The sequence below is a fragment of the Pseudooceanicola nitratireducens genome (assembly GCF_900109195.1).
Taxonomy (GTDB): Bacteria; Pseudomonadota; Alphaproteobacteria; order Rhodobacterales; family Rhodobacteraceae; genus Pseudooceanicola; species Pseudooceanicola nitratireducens.
This window is the reverse complement of the sequence record NZ_FNZG01000001.1, coordinates 58,332-72,709: the sequence shown is the minus strand read 5'-3', so window position 1 is coordinate 72,709 and position 14,378 is coordinate 58,332. Positions and strand designations below refer to the sequence as shown.

Annotated in this window: 12 protein-coding genes; 2 read left to right on the top strand and 10 right to left on the bottom strand. The window is 64.3% G+C overall.

The window, feature by feature from the left end:
• Positions 1–18: 18 nt before the first annotated feature.
• The 10 genes from BMX99_RS00340 to BMX99_RS00295 form a co-directional block, all read right to left on the bottom strand.
• Entirely contained in the window at positions 19–2,397 is a 2,379-nt protein-coding gene (locus BMX99_RS00340) for a mechanosensitive ion channel domain-containing protein (RefSeq protein WP_093445827.1), read from the bottom strand.
• A 138-nt stretch (positions 2,398–2,535) separates the two neighbouring features.
• A complete protein-coding gene (locus tag BMX99_RS00335) occupies positions 2,536–3,753 on the bottom strand; it encodes a phenylacetate--CoA ligase family protein (RefSeq protein ID WP_093445826.1) in 1,218 nt (405 codons plus the stop codon).
• A gap of 77 nt (positions 3,754–3,830) precedes the next feature.
• Positions 3,831–4,655 (bottom strand): ABC transporter ATP-binding protein, encoded by an 825-nt coding sequence (locus BMX99_RS00330; RefSeq protein ID WP_093445825.1) that lies wholly within the window; start codon positions 4,653–4,655, stop codon positions 3,831–3,833.
• 86 nt (positions 4,656–4,741) lie between these two features.
• Positions 4,742–6,028 (bottom strand): ABC transporter substrate-binding protein, encoded by a 1,287-nt coding sequence (locus tag BMX99_RS00325; protein WP_093445824.1) that lies wholly within the window; start codon positions 6,026–6,028, stop codon positions 4,742–4,744.
• A gap of 88 nt (positions 6,029–6,116) precedes the next feature.
• Positions 6,117–7,193 carry a branched-chain amino acid ABC transporter permease gene (locus tag BMX99_RS00320; protein WP_093445823.1) on the bottom strand — a complete coding sequence of 359 codons (1,077 nt, stop codon included), beginning with the start codon at positions 7,191–7,193 and terminating at the stop codon, positions 6,117–6,119.
• A gap of 1 nt (position 7,194) precedes the next feature.
• The gene (locus tag BMX99_RS00315; protein WP_093445822.1) at positions 7,195–7,413 is read right to left on the bottom strand and encodes a hypothetical protein; all 219 of its coding nucleotides are present in this window, start codon (positions 7,411–7,413) and stop codon (positions 7,195–7,197) included.
• Positions 7,410–7,595 (bottom strand): hypothetical protein, encoded by a 186-nt coding sequence (locus BMX99_RS00310; RefSeq protein ID WP_093445821.1) that lies wholly within the window; start codon positions 7,593–7,595, stop codon positions 7,410–7,412. The genes BMX99_RS00315 and BMX99_RS00310 overlap by 4 nt, the downstream gene beginning before the upstream one ends.
• A gap of 2 nt (positions 7,596–7,597) precedes the next feature.
• Positions 7,598–8,584, bottom strand: a complete 987-nt coding sequence (locus tag BMX99_RS00305) for a branched-chain amino acid ABC transporter permease (protein WP_093445820.1) — start codon at positions 8,582–8,584, stop codon at positions 7,598–7,600.
• A 156-nt stretch (positions 8,585–8,740) separates the two neighbouring features.
• Positions 8,741–9,559, bottom strand: coding sequence for an ABC transporter ATP-binding protein (locus BMX99_RS00300; RefSeq protein WP_093445819.1), 819 nt, complete (start codon positions 9,557–9,559; stop codon positions 8,741–8,743).
• Positions 9,560–9,571: 12 nt separating this feature from the next.
• Positions 9,572–11,545, bottom strand: coding sequence for an AMP-binding protein (locus tag BMX99_RS00295; protein ID WP_093445818.1), 1,974 nt, complete (start codon positions 11,543–11,545; stop codon positions 9,572–9,574).
• Between the two features lie 227 nt (positions 11,546–11,772).
• On the opposite strand from BMX99_RS00295, the gene BMX99_RS00290 reads away from it, so the two are divergent.
• Together BMX99_RS00290 and BMX99_RS00285 are read left to right on the top strand one after the other, a co-directional pair.
• On the top strand, positions 11,773–13,677 hold the full coding sequence (locus BMX99_RS00290) for a PAS-domain containing protein (protein WP_093445817.1): 1,905 nt from the start codon (positions 11,773–11,775) through the stop codon (positions 13,675–13,677).
• Entirely contained in the window at positions 13,674–14,378 is a 705-nt protein-coding gene (locus BMX99_RS00285; RefSeq protein ID WP_093445816.1) for a response regulator transcription factor, read from the top strand. Before BMX99_RS00290 ends, BMX99_RS00285 begins: the two co-directional genes overlap by 4 nt.

Here is a 14,378-nt window from a genome sequence, read left to right as displayed (position 1 = left end):
TTCTTCGAAAATCCGACCTCAGTCCTGAGTCCCGGCGGCCAGCTTGTCCGGCGAGACCTTGAAGGTCTGCGTCTTGCCGTCCTTGGATTCGCCCAGGAAGATGGTCTGATGCGGGAAGGGGATTTCGATGTTGCGGTCGTCGAAGACCTGCTTGAGCACCCCGTTATAGGCCCGGCCAACGCCCCATTGCTGCCCCGGCACACATTTGATGCGCGCCCGGCAGACCACGGCGCTGTCGCCAAAGGATTGCAGACCGAACCATTCCAGATCGGCGATGATCTTGGCGGCCTGGTCGGGATCGCCGCGCAGCTCCTCGAAGGCGTCGAGCATGGCTTGCTTCACCTCTTCGACGTTCTCGCGGTAGGCCACGCCCATGTCACAGACGAAGTAGCCGAAATCGCGCATGTAGTTTGTGACCATGTCCACCGACGAGAAGGGGATGATGTGAAAGGCCCCCGCCACGTCGCGCAGCGACACCGAACGGATCGTCAGGCGTTCCACCGTGCCGGTTGTGCCGCCAACGGTGACGACGTCGCCCACGTTCATCGCGTTCTCGAACTGGATGAAGATGCCGGTGATGATGTCCTGCACCATCTTCTGGGCACCGAAACCGATGGCCAGACCCAGCACCCCGGCCGAGGCCAGAAGCGGCGCGATGTCCAGGCCGATCTCGGATAGGGCGAACATCGAGGTAATGATCACCAGGGCGATGGTCGCGGCATTGCGCAGCAGGGTCAGCAGGGTGCGTTCCCGCGCCGTGGGCACGTTGCCGTATTCCGGGTTCAGCCGGTAATCCACCCACGACGTCAGGCCAAGCCAGATCAGGAAGCCGACCACAAGGATGGCAAAGACCGAGAAGAAGGCGCTGGTCAGCTGGGCCCCGAACTGGCTGGTCATCCAGGCGCGCAGGTCAATCAGGTCGATGGCGTTCAGCGCCACCGCGACGACGGCGGCAAAGATCACCAGGCGCAGCACGAACAACACCCGCGGCACAAAGCGGTTCAGCCGGGTTTCCAGCAAAGGCATCCGGGCGTTGATCCCTTCGGGAAGGGACACGCCGCGCGCCATGGTCCGGCTGATCGCGCCGGAGATGGCCAGGCCGATCAGACCGATCACGGCAACCTGCCCCGAGGCCACGAAGGACCGGAAGGCCGCATCGCCGGGACGCACCAGGACGATCAGGAACATCACCAGCAGATAGGCCAGCGCGGGCCAGTGCCAGTGGCTGGCCAGGAAATGCAGCGTGCCGGTGCGACGGCGCGGGGCCGGTTCGGCGGCCAGCGCGGGCTGAAGGCCGGCAGCGGTGTCTTCGGGCGTAACGGCCTCGGCCGCGACGGCGGTGTCGGGATCGGCCAGCGCCTGGGCCACGTGTTCCGGCGGCTCGGCCCCGGCGGGAAGCGGGTCATTGGTGCCCAGCATCCAGTCCGCCACAGGTTTGCGGTTGCGCACAACCAGAACCACCGCAATGGCCAGGATCAGGAAGGCGATCAGCGTCGAAACCGCCCGGCCCGCCGCGTAAGAGGCATTGGCATTGATGATCGGCACGATCAGCAGCTGACCATAGCCCCCGATCGAGATCAGCAGGTTCAGGCGCGACGACAGGTAGCGCGCAGCGCGGTCGCCGATCGGGATGGGCCGCAGATGCGTGGCCGAGGGCGACAGCACCAGCCGCACTGCAACCTTGGCCATTTCGACCAGCAGGAAGGCGTTCAGATAAAGCGTCTGACGGATGCCGATTTGGCCGAATTCACCAAGCGCCAGCGTGGCGATGGCATAGCCGGCAGCCCAGGCGATCACCACGTTCAGCACGTCGATGAAGCCCGAGGCCACGTATAGCGTCGCGGTGCGGGCGAAGCCGCCGTCGCGGGCCGAGGCCCCCATCCGCACATAGATCGACTTTCCGATGCGGCGCAGCACCAGGTAGACGACGATCGTGGCGGCGATGACGAAGATCAGCTCCTGAAACGCCTCCCACAACACGGTCAGCTCATTGCCGCGCAGCCCGTCGAAGACGGCGGGTGCGGTGGTCATCTGGGTCCAGACGGCGGTGACGCTTCCGGCAAGATCCTCGGCCGCGTCCTGGGTGATGATGGCGATGCGCCGCCCAAAGGACAGGCTTTCCGGCGGCGGCGTGCCGTCGGAAAGCGTTTCCACGATCTGATCGGGGGTGGCGGCGGCATCGGCCCCGGCGTCGCGCAGCTGTTCGATCAGCTTGGCGCGGGCGCTGTCATCCTCGATCACGTCCAGCAACAGGTCGAGGCTGCTTTTGTCAGCGGGTTGATCGGCGGCCTGTTCAGAAGCCGTTTCATTCGGGGCGGGTTCCTGCGCTGCCTCCTGCGCCATGGCCTGCAGGGGCAGGATGAGCGCGGTCAGCAGGGCAAAAATCATGGATTTCATACGTGGTCTGTCCCTTTTGTCTTCAAGGGACAACACACCATCGCGGCACAGGTTCCAAGTGTCTGCGCCGCAAGGGCGCAGATTCTTTTCCTTTAAACCCGTCCATGACCTGCCCGGAAGACCCGGACAAAGGCGGGATCAGTCGTAGGTCCGCTGATCCTCGATCACCTTGCCGTCGTTCGGCAGCGATCCTACAGGCACAACTTCGACGCGGCCTTTTAGTTTCAGAAGATCGGCCACGGATGTCTCATAGGCGGTGCCATCGCCGCCCTCGGCCTCGACCTGGACGACCATCACGTCGCGTTCGCCTTCGCGCTGCGCCAGGACGCGGGCGCGGTGGATGTCGGAATGCTTGGCGACCAGCTGGGCCACCTGTTCGGGGCGCACGAACATGCCCTTGATCTTGGTGGTCTGGTCGGCGCGGCCCATCCAGCCCTTGATCCGCATGTTGGTGCGGCCACAGGGGCTGATGCCCGGCAGCACGGCCGACAGATCGCCAGTGGCAAAGCGGATCAGCGGATAATCGGGGTTCAGGGTCGTGACCACGACCTCGCCCACCTGGCCGGGGGCGACGGGATCGCCGGTGCCGGGGGTGACGATTTCGACAATGACGCCTTCGTCGACGATCATCCCCTCCATCGCGGGGGATTCATAGGCGATATTGCCCAGATCGGCGGTGGCATAGCTTTGCAGGCAGGCAATGCCCCGGTCGGCGTATTCCTGGCGCAGCGACGGGAACAGCGCCCCGCCCCCGACCACCGCGCGGGTGATCTTCAGCGGCAGGCCCATCTCCTCGGCCTTGTCGAGGATCACCTTGAGGTAATCGGGCGTGCCGGCATAGGCGGTGCAGCCGATGTCATGCGCCGCCTGGGCCTGAAGTTCGGTCTGGCCGGTGCCGGCGGGCAGTACGGCAGCCCCCACGGCCCGCGCGCCGTTTTCAAAGATCATGCCGGCGGGCGTCAGGTGATAGCCAAAGCAGTTCTGCACGATGTCGCCCTTGCCGATGCCCGCAGCATGCAGGAAGCGCCCCATGCGCCACCAGTCATGCCCGGCCCCGCCCGGTTCATAGATCGGACCGGGGGACTGGAAGACATGGGCAAAACCGCCCACGGGCAGCGTGGTCAGCCCGCCAAAGGGCGGCTGCGCCTTCTGCGCCGCGCCCAGGTCGGATTTGCGCAGCACCGGCAGCCGGGCCAGGTCCGCGATGGATGTGATCGCCCCGGCGTCCACCCCCGACAGCGATCCGGCATAGCCCGGCAGGGCCTGGGCGGCGGCCACCTGGCGCGACAGATCGCCCGCCAGCGCCTGTTCGCGTTCATCCGCCGAGCGGGTTTCCAGCGTGTCGAAATGTGTCATCAGAGGCGATCCCTTCTTTGCTGCCCTCTTTGGGGTCGTTGCGGGGTCTTGAGCTGTGGGTGCTGTCAGGCCGACGTTCAGGACAGCCAGCGCTTGCGGCGACGGTAGGACCGGACATCGCGGAAGGATTTGCGCCCCTCATCCGACATGCCCAGGTAGAATTCCTTCACGTCGGGGTTTTCGCGCAGTTCCGCCGCGGGGCCATCCATCACGATGCGCCCGGATTCCAGGATATACCCGTAATGGGCAAAGCGCAGGGCGACGTTGGTGTTCTGCTCGGCCAGCAGGAAGGTCAGCCCTTCCTTTTCGTTCAGGTCCTTCACGATGCCGAAGATCTGTTCCACCAGCTGCGGGGCCAGACCCATCGAGGGTTCGTCCAGCAGCACGGTTTCGGGACGGGACATGATGGCGCGACCGATGGCGACCATCTGCTGTTCCCCGCCCGAGGTATAGCCGGCCTGGGATTTCCGCCGTTCCTTGAGGCGCGGGAAATAGGTGTAGACCATGTCCAGGTCGGCATCGATATCCGCCTTTGACGCCCCGCGGGTATAGGACCCGGTCAGCAGGTTTTCCTCGACCGTGAGGTGTTCGAAGCAATGACGGCCCTCCATCACCTGGATGACACCCTTCTTGACCAGGGCGGCGGGATCCAGATGGGCGACGCGTTCACCGCGATAGGTGATCGTGCCCTTGGTGACCTCTCCGCGTTCGGAATGCAGCAGGTTCGACACCGCCTTCAGGGTGGTTGTCTTGCCGGCGCCATTGCCGCCCAGAAGGGCCGTGATGCCCCCCTTGGGAACGGAAAGGGACACGCCTTTCAGCACGAGGATCACGTGGTTGTAGATGACCTCGATATTATTGACCTCAAGGAGCTTTTCCTGGGTTTGTCCAGCATCCAGCATCTGGGGCGATCCTCTTGCAAAAGGGCGTTTGGGGTGCCCCGGCCGGTTGGGCCCGGCCGGGGCGGATTTCAGATCAGGGGTTCAGATCAGTCGCAGTTCGGCGTGATGTTGTTTTCCGCGGCGAAGGCCTCGGAATCCGCGGCGATCAGCGGCGCAATCACGTCCTGGTTGGACTGGATGTAGTCGGTGATCAGCTTGAACTGACCGGCGGCGGCATCCCACTGGGACACGGCACCCAGGCCCTGACCACCGTGGTTCTGGCACGACCCCTGGATGTCGGGACCAAAGCCCGGCAGGCCAAGCGCGGCATAGGTTTCCTGGGTGATGTCCAGGGCCTCGTAGCCGTCACGCACCATGGCGGGGGTCACATCCGGGGTTCCGTGGATTTCCTGCGCCTTCTTGATCGCCTCGGCGGTCATCAGCGCGGAATAGAGACCCCGCATGTAAAGCACGGTGCCGATCTGGTCACCCGCACCTGCGGCCAGACCCTTGTCCACGACATGTTTCTGGATGTCGTCGAAGATCGGATAGTCCTTTTCCAGGCCGTTGAAGGTCAGCGCCTTGTAGCCGTTGGCCCCGTCACCGGCGGGCTTCACGTCGTTTTCAGACCCGGACCACCAGATGCCGATGAAATGGTCCATCGGGAAGCGGATGTTCACGGCTTCCTGGATGGCGACCTGGTTCATCACGCCCCAGCCCCACATGATGACATAGTCGGGACGCTCGCGGCGGATCTGCAGCCACTGGGACTTCTGCTCCTGACCGGGGTGGTCGACGGGCAGCAGGCTCAGTTCATAGCCGTGGATCTTGCCCAGCTCTTCCAGGGTGCGGATCGGTTCCTTGCCGAAGGCCGAGTTGTGGTAGACCAGCGCGACCTTCTTGCCGCTCAGGTCGCCGCCTTCCTGGTCCAGGATGTGGCTGATCGCGACCGATGCGCCATCCCAGTAGTTCGCCGGGTAGTTAAAGACCCAACGGAAGACTTCGCCGTTCTTGGCCGAGGTCCGGCCATAGCCGACCGAATGTACGGGGATGCCGTCGGCGGTCGCCTTGGGGATCAGCTGATAGGTGATGCCGGTGGACCAGGGATGGATCGCCAGCGGGCTCTTCGATTTCAGCGCCTCGTAGCATTCCACACCCTTTTCGGTGTTGTAGCCGGTTTCGCATTCCTCGAATTCGACCTTCACGCCGCCGATGCCGCCATCGCGTTCGTTCAGGAGGGTGAAGTAGTCCTTGTAGCCATCCGCGGTCGGGATGCCGTTTGCCGCATAGGGACCGGAGCGGTAGGTCAGCGACGGGACAAACAGGTCCGCCATCGCCGGTGCTGCGGCCATCATCACGGCAGCTGCTGCGGTGATCAGGGTCTTGGTTTTCATCGGTAAGGTTCCTCCCTTGATATCTCCGATGGTTTCGGGTGCGCCGGGGGCTCCTCTCCCCCGGTCGTTTTGGGACTGGCCCGCCGCGTCAGTGCGGGAAGGGCCAGAGCCGTAGTTTCTCTTTCGTGACGCGCCACAGCTGGGCGATGCCATGCGGTTCCGCGATCAGGAAGACGATGATCAGCAGGCCGACGATCATCAGTTCCAGATGCGCCGCCAGGTCCGTGGGCCAGCCCAGGGTGCCGACCAGAAGGTTCTTCAGGAAGACCGGCAGCAGGACCAGGAAGGCCGCGCCGGCAAAGCTGCCGAAGATCGACCCCAGCCCGCCGATGATGATCATGAAAAGCACCAGGAACGACTTGTTGATGCCATAGACCTCGCCCACTTCGACCGCGCCCAGGTAGACCGCGAAGAACAGAGCCCCGGCGATGCCCACGAAGAAGGACGACACGGCAAAGGCGGTCAGCTTCGAGGTCAGGGGGTTCACGCCGATGATCTCAGCCGCGATGTCCATGTCGCGGATCGCCATCCACTTCCGCCCCTGGGTGCCGCGCGTCAGGTTGCGCGCGATGATCGCCGAGCCGACGGTGAAGACCAGGCAGAAGAGGTACACGGCCCAGGGCTCCGACGCCGGACCTGAAATCGCATGTCCGAACAGGGTGCGTTCGGGCGCGTTGATCTGCCCCGAGGCCGAGTAGTTGTAGAACCACGGCACCCGGTTGAAGAGCCAGACCAGAAAGAACTGCGCCGCCAGGGTCGCCACCGCCAGGTAGAACCCCTTGATCCGCAGCGACGGCAGACCGAACAGCACGCCGACGATCGCGGTGATCCCGCCCGCCAGAAGCACGTGGAAGAACAGGTTCACCTCGGGGAAGGCGGTCATCAGCTTGTAGGTGGCATAGGCCCCCACGGCCATGAAACCGCCGGTGCCCAGGGACACCTGACCGCAGTAGCCCACAAGGATGTTCAGCCCGATGGCCGCGATCGAATAGATCAGGAAGGGCAGCAGAACCGCATTGGCCCAGTAGTCGTTGATGAAGAACGGCACGACCAAGAAGGCCACCGCCAGCACGGCGTAATAGCGCCAGCGGTCGAACCGGATCGGAAAGGTCTGGTTGTCGTCGACGTAGGATGTCTTGAACTCACCTGCTTCGCGGTAAAACATGTCAGACCTCGTTCGGTGTCAGTGTGATGGATCCGGCCCGGCTGTCCCCGGAGCGGCAGATTTTCAGGTAGGACCGGATGCCAAGGGCAAGCCCGGCAAAGGCGGTCAGCGCGTAAAGCGACATGCGCATCGCGTTGCCCGGATCCTCGGTCACGGCAAGCGCGCCGAAGACCCAGAAGACCGACCAGGCGATCACGTTGAGCGTGGCCAGCTGCTTCATCCGCGCACCTCGGCCAGGGCGTCATGGTGTGCCTGGTGATGCGACCGGTGCACCGGGGCCTTGGACGGCGCAGCACGGTCAGCCGGTGCATCGGCGGTCAGCGCGGCGATCAGCCCGTCCCGCGACCGCGGATCCAGCGGATAGTCGGCAGCGGCGGCATGAGCGTCGGGAAATCCCCACATGGTCACACCCTCTCGATGATCTTCTCGCCGAACAGGCCCTGCGGCCGGAAGACGAGGAAGAGAAGAGCGAGGACATAGGCGAACCAGTTCTCGGTCGCGCCGCCGACCATCGGGCCGATGGCGAATTCGAACATCTTCTCGCCCACACCGATGATCAGCCCGCCGACGATCGCGCCGGGGATCGAGGTGAAGCCGCCGAGCATAAGAACCGGCAGCGCCTTCAGCGCGATCAGCGACAGAGAGAACTGCACGCCCGACTTGGCACCCCACATGATGCCCGCGACCAGGGCGACGAAGCCCGCGATCGACCAGACCAGCACCCAGATGAAGTTCAGCGAAATGCCGACCGACAGCGCCGCCTGGTGGTCATCGGCCACGGCCCGCAGGGCGCGGCCCTGCTTGGTGTATTGCGAAAACACCATGAGAGAGGCGACCAGAACGATGGCAATGATCGTGGCCCAGATGTCGAGGTTGTCGATGAAGAAGCCATAGCCAAAGGCGTCAAAGGTGATCTGGTCGATGGTGCCGTTGATGCCCTGCGGCAGGCCCACGTCCAGTTTCTTGATGTCCGCGCCCCACATCAGGTCGCCCAGGCCTTCCATGAAATAGGCCAGCCCGATGGTCGCCATGAACAGGATGATCGGCTCCTGGTTGACCAGGTGCTTCATGATCAGCGCGTTGACCAGCCAGGCCAGCAGGACCATGACGCCCACGGTCAGTACGATGCCGACCACGGCGGGCAGGTGCCAGCCAAAGTGGTGCACGTTCGACCCGAAGACCGCGTTGATCAGATGCGAGAAGGGCACCCGCCCCTCCATGATCCCCACAAGGGTCATCGCCGCAAACAGCGCCATGACGCCCTGGGCATAGTTGAAGATGCCGGAGGCCTTGTAGATCAGAACGAAGCCCAGGGCGACGAGGGCATAAAGCACCCCGGCCATCAGGCCGTTCAGAAAGACTTCCATCCCGAATAGAAGCTGGTCTGGCACTTCTATCTCCTCCCTTTGATCCCCGGGGTGCCGGTCTCCTCCACCGGTGCCCCTCGACGCCTGTCGCGCCCTTTGTTTGGTGCCGTCACGGGACGGCGGGAGGGGCGATGCCGCAGGCGAGCGCCTGCCGACGTGCCCCCCGAAATGCGCCGGGCCCTAGTCGTGGGCCACACCGAGGTAGGCGTCGATCACGTCCTGGTTGTTGCGCACCTCGTCCGGTGTGCCGTCCCCGATCTTCTTGCCGTAGTCCATCACGACCACCCGGTCGGACAGATCCATCACCACGCCCATGTCGTGTTCGATCAGGGCGATGGTGGTGCCGAATTCGTCGTTCACATCCAGGATAAAGCGGGACATGTCCTCTTTTTCCTCGACGTTCATGCCGGCCATGGGTTCGTCCAGCAGCAGAAGCGACGGTTCCGCCGCCAGCGCCCGTGCCAGTTCGACCCGCTTCTTCAGGCCATAGGGCAGACGCGCGACCGGGGTCTTGCGGATGTTCTGGATTTCGAGAAAGTCGATGACCCTCTCGACCACTTCGCGGTTCTCGACCTCTTCGCGCTCGGCCTTGCCCTTCCACAGCGCCTGGGCGGCCATGCCCGTCTTCATGTGGTTCAGGCGGCCGGTCATGACGTTGTCCAGAACCGTCATGCCTTCGAACAGCGCGATGTTCTGGAAGGTCCGGGCGATGCCCTGGCGCGCGACCTCATAGGGGCGCATCTGCGGGCGCTTCTTGCCGTGGTACAGAACCTCGCCCTCCTGCGGCACGTAGAAGCCCGAGATGACGTTCAGCATCGAGGACTTGCCCGCCCCGTTCGGCCCGATGATGGCGCGGATCTCGCCCTGACGGATGTCAAAGCTGATGTCCTTGATCGCCACCACGCCGCCGAAGCGCAGGGTGATGTTCTTCATTTCCATCACCACGCCGCCGATCTTGCGGCCGTCTTCGGTGATGTAGCCTTCCGACTGGTCCAACATGTCCCTGCCCCCTTATTCCGCCGCGATCGGCTTGGTCCGAACCGGCACGATCTTGGCGTCGCGCAGATCCAGCGTGGCCGAGATATAGCCCTTGCGCCCGTCCTCGTAGGTCACCTCGGTCCTGGTCGAGACCGTGTCGGACCCATCGTAAAGCGCGTTGATCAGATCGGCGTATTTCTCTTCGATGATGCGGCGGCGGACCTTGCGGGTGCGGGTCATTTCGCCGTCGTCGGCGTCCAGTTCCTTGTGCAGCACAAGGAAGCGGTGGATCTGACACCCCGAGAGCATCTCGTCCTCGGCCACGGATGCGTTGACCTCTTCCACGTGCTTCTGGATCGTCTCCAGCACCTGCGGATGGCCCGCCAGTTCCTGGTACGAGGAATAGGCGATGTTGTTCCGCTCGGCCCAGTTGCCAACAGCGGAAAGGTCGATGTTGATGAAGGCGGTGCAGCGGTCGCGGCCGTTGCCGAAGACCACGGCCTCGAGGATGTTGGGATAGAACTTCAGCTTGTTCTCGACATACTTGGGCGCGAACATGCTGCCGTCGGCCATCTTGCCGACGTCCTTGGCACGGTCGATGATCCGCAGGTGGCCGGTGTCGGGTTCAAAGAAACCCGCGTCGCCGGTGGCCACCCAGCCTTCGGCATCCTTGGTCGAGGCCGTGCTTTCGGGGTTCTTGTAGTATTCGACGAAGACGCCGGGCGAGCGATAGAACACCTCGCCCGTCTCGCCGATCTTCACCTCGACCCCCGGGGACGGCACGCCCACGGTGTCGGCGCGGACCTCACCATCGGGTTGCTGGGTGATGAACACCCCCGCTTCGGTCTGGCCATAAAGCTGTTTCAGGTTGATCCCGAGCGAACGGTAGAAGCTGAAGATCTCGGGCCCGATCGCCTCACCTGCCGTATAGCCGACACGCACGCGCGACAGGCCAAGGGTGTTCTTCAGCGGGCCGTAGATGAACAGCTCGCCCATCTTGTACTTCAGCTTGTCGCCAAAGCTGACCGGCTTGCCGTCCAGAAGGTCGGGGCCGACCTTGCGGGCATGGGCCATGTAGCGGTCGAACAGCCATTTCTTCAGCTTGCCCGCGTCTTCCATGCGGATCATGACGTTGGTCAGCTGGGTTTCGAACACGCGCGGCGGGGCGAAATAATAGGTCGGCCCGATCTCGCGCAGGTCGGTGATCAGGGTCTCTTCGCTTTCGGGGCAGTTGACGCAGAAGCCGGCCCAGTAGGCCTGCCCGATCGAGAAGATGAAATCGCCCACCCAGGCCATCGGCAGATAGGCCAGAACCTCTTCGCCCACGCCAAGGCTGTCGAACTTGGACGAGGCGATCGAGGTTTCGATGATGTTGCGGTTGGACAGGACCACGCCCTTGGGCTTGCCGGTCGTGCCGCTGGTGTACAGCATCACGCAGGTGTCGTCATAGCCGATGGCGGCCTGGCGGCGCTCCAGCTCCGGGGTCAGTTCATCGCGCAGCCCATGGCCGGTTTCCTGAACGTGGCTGTATTCATGCAGCTGGCTGTGGTCGTATTTCCGAAGGCCGCGCGGATCCAGGTAGATCATGTGCTCGAACTGGGTCAGGCGGTCCTGAACCTCGATCACCTTGTCGACCTGTTCCTGGTCTTCCGCGATGATGAAGCGCGCGCCGCAATGGTCCAGCACATAGGCCATCTCTTCGGCGGCGCTGTCCTGGTAGACCGGCACGGGGATCGCGCCGATGGTCTGCGCGGCCACCATGGACCAGTACAGATGCGGCCGGTTCGACCCGATGATCGCGACGAAATCGCCCTTGTTGACCCCAAGGTTCAGCAGGCCAAGGGCCAGATTGCGGATCTCTTCGCGGGTTTCGCCCCAGGACCAGGTCTGCCAGATCCCGAATTCCTTTTCGCGATAGGCCGCCTTGGTGCCGAACTTCTTGGCATTACGGTCGAGCAGGGCCGGTACGGATACCAGCCCGCCCGCGTCACCGGACGCAGGTGCCATTCTTCTTCCTCCCCTGTTTTCCGGCGTCTCCTCACACCGGATCGCCGTTGCCGGCGAATCCCCGTTACCCGGGGCTTGATCCAGTTTAATGCCTAAAATTTTGCCGCAACATTTCCGAATTCTAACGAATTGTAACAGCCGTCGGGATGGCTTTTCCGGGCCGGATCGCGGTGCTACCCCTAAGGGACCGGCGGAGGGGGAGAGCACGGGGAAGAACGGGGGGACCGATGGACTACAAGACGCGCAACAGCCTGACCCAGGCCGGTCTGAACCTGATCCAGCAAGCGCTGTCGATCTATGACGAAGACCTACGTCTTGTGCTGTCCAACCGCCAGTTCAAGGACATGTTTTCCCTGCCGAGCGAGCTGACCCTGGCCGGATCGCGGTTCGAAACCACGATCCGCTTCCTGGTGGAAAGCGGCGAATACGGCGAGGTGACGGATATCGACGCGGCGGTGCGCGAAAGGGTGGCCCAGGCCCAGACCTTTCAGCCGCATTACTTCGAACGCCGCCGGGCCAATGGCCGCGTCATCTCGGTCGAGGGGGCACCGCTGCCGCAGGGGGGCTGGGTCACGGTCTACACCGACATCACCGACATCAAGCGGCAGGAAACGCTTCTGCGCGCCCGCTCGGCCGAGCTGTCGGGACAGGTGCTGAACCATGCCGAGGACCTGGCCGCCGCCAACCGCAAGCTGCAGGCCACCAACGCCGCCCTGGAAGAGGCCCGGCGCGAGCTGACCCAGATGGAGGCGCGCATCCGTCTGACCACGGAAATGATGCCGGCCCATATCGCCCATATCGCGGTCGACCGGACCTATTCCTATTCGAACCGGCGGCTGTCGTCGGTGATGCCGGGGCGGCCATCGAACATCCTTGGGCTGCATATGGCCGACGTGCTGGGGGCGCAGGCCTATGCGGCGGTGAAACCCTATGTGGACAGCGCCTTTGCCGGGCGCGCCTCGGTCTTCGAATTCACGGACGAGGCATCATCGCGCCGGATCCGCACCGCGCTGACCCCCGATACCGACGGCGGGGCCTATATCCTGTCCACCGACGTGACCGAGGAAAGCCAGACCCGCGCGGCGCTGTCGCAGTCGCGGCGGCGGCAGCTGGCGGCGCAGGTGACCAGCGGCATGGCGCATGATTTCTCGAACCTGCTGACGATCATCCTGGGGGCGCAGTCGCGGCTGTCGGCGATGGACCTGGGACCAGAGGCGCAACAGCTGATCCGCGCGACATTGTCGGCGGCACACCGGGGCGGCGATCTGTTGAACGGGCTGGCCAAGATGACCGCCGACCGCCGGCCTGCGCCCGCGCCGGTAGATCTGGGGGCCTTCCTGCAGGAACTGGCCGTGCTGGCCGGGCCGACCCTGGGCGAAGACGTGGCCCTGGTGCTGGACGACCGCACTGGCGGGGCGCGGCTGATGCTGGATGCCTCGATGCTGCAGGACAGCCTGCTGAACCTGATCCTGAACGCCAAGGACGCGGTGGCCGGGCGCGGGCGCATCGTGCTGACCGCGACCAACGTCAAGGACACCTGGCTGGACCTGACCGTCGAAGACGACGGGCCGGGCTTTTCCCCCGCCGCGCTGGATCATGCGCTGGATCCCTTCTTTACCACCAAGGGGGACGAGGGGACCGGGCTAGGCCTGTCGACGGTCTATGACATGACGCAGACGGTCGGCGGCCGCATGAAGGTGGCCAACGGGGTGTCGGGGGGCGGTCAGGTCAGCCTGATGCTGCCCTGGCGCGCCGCCCAGCCTGCGCCGGAACCGGGCCTGGCCCTGCTGGTCGAGGACAGCCCCGACCTGCGCCAGAACGTCCGCGCCCTGCTGCGCGCCGAAGGCTATTCGGTGATCGAGGCCGCCAGCGTCGAAGAAGCCCGCAGCCTGGTCGCCCAGGTGCCGGGCCTGACCCTGATCCTGTCGGACATCACGCTGGAAGGATCGCTGACCGGCATCGACTTCTTCGACAGCTTGCCGCCCGAGGCACCGCCCTGCTACATGATGACCTCGCTCAGGCCGGACCATCCGCTGCATGTTTCGGCGGCGCAGCGCACGCCGGTGCTGCGCAAACCCTTCGATGCCACAGCCCTGTCCCATCTTCTGACCCACGGAGCCCTACCGGAATGAGCGACGCGCCCCTTGTCACGATCCTGGACGACGAACCCGAGATCCGGTCGATGCTGGCCTCGGCGCTGGAAGATGCGGGCTATCGCACCATGGGCTTTTCCCGCGCCACGGAATTCGAGGCGGCGATGCAGTCGATCACGCCGGATCTGTGCCTTTTGGACCTGTCCCTGCCCGACCGCGACGGTCTGACGCTGATCCACCGGCTGGCGCTGGAAAAGGGCGCGGTGGTCATCATCATCTCGGGTCGGGCGCAGGTGCAGGACCGCGTCACGGGCCTGGAACTGGGGGCGGATGACTACATCATCAAACCCTTCGACCCGGCCGAGGTCGTGGCGCGGGTGCGGGCGCGGCTGCGGCGGGACCGGCCATCCTCGGCCTCGACCCAGACGGCGCAGTTCGCCGGCTGGACCGCGCATTTCGACCGCTTCGTGCTTGAGGACGCCGAGGGTGCGGATGTTCCCTTTTCCCATGCCGAGGGCGAGGTGCTGCGCCTGTTCCTGGAACGCCCCAAGCGGCTGATTTCCCGGGCGGTCATGCAAGAGGCGCTTGGCGGCGCGGCGGGCGACAGTTTCGACCGGGCGATGGATGTGCGGATCTCGCGGCTGCGGACCAAGCTGCGCGAAGATCCCAAGAACCCCCGCCTGATCAAGACGATCTATGGCGCGGGCTATATCTTCCTGGGCGACGTCCGCTGGAGCTGA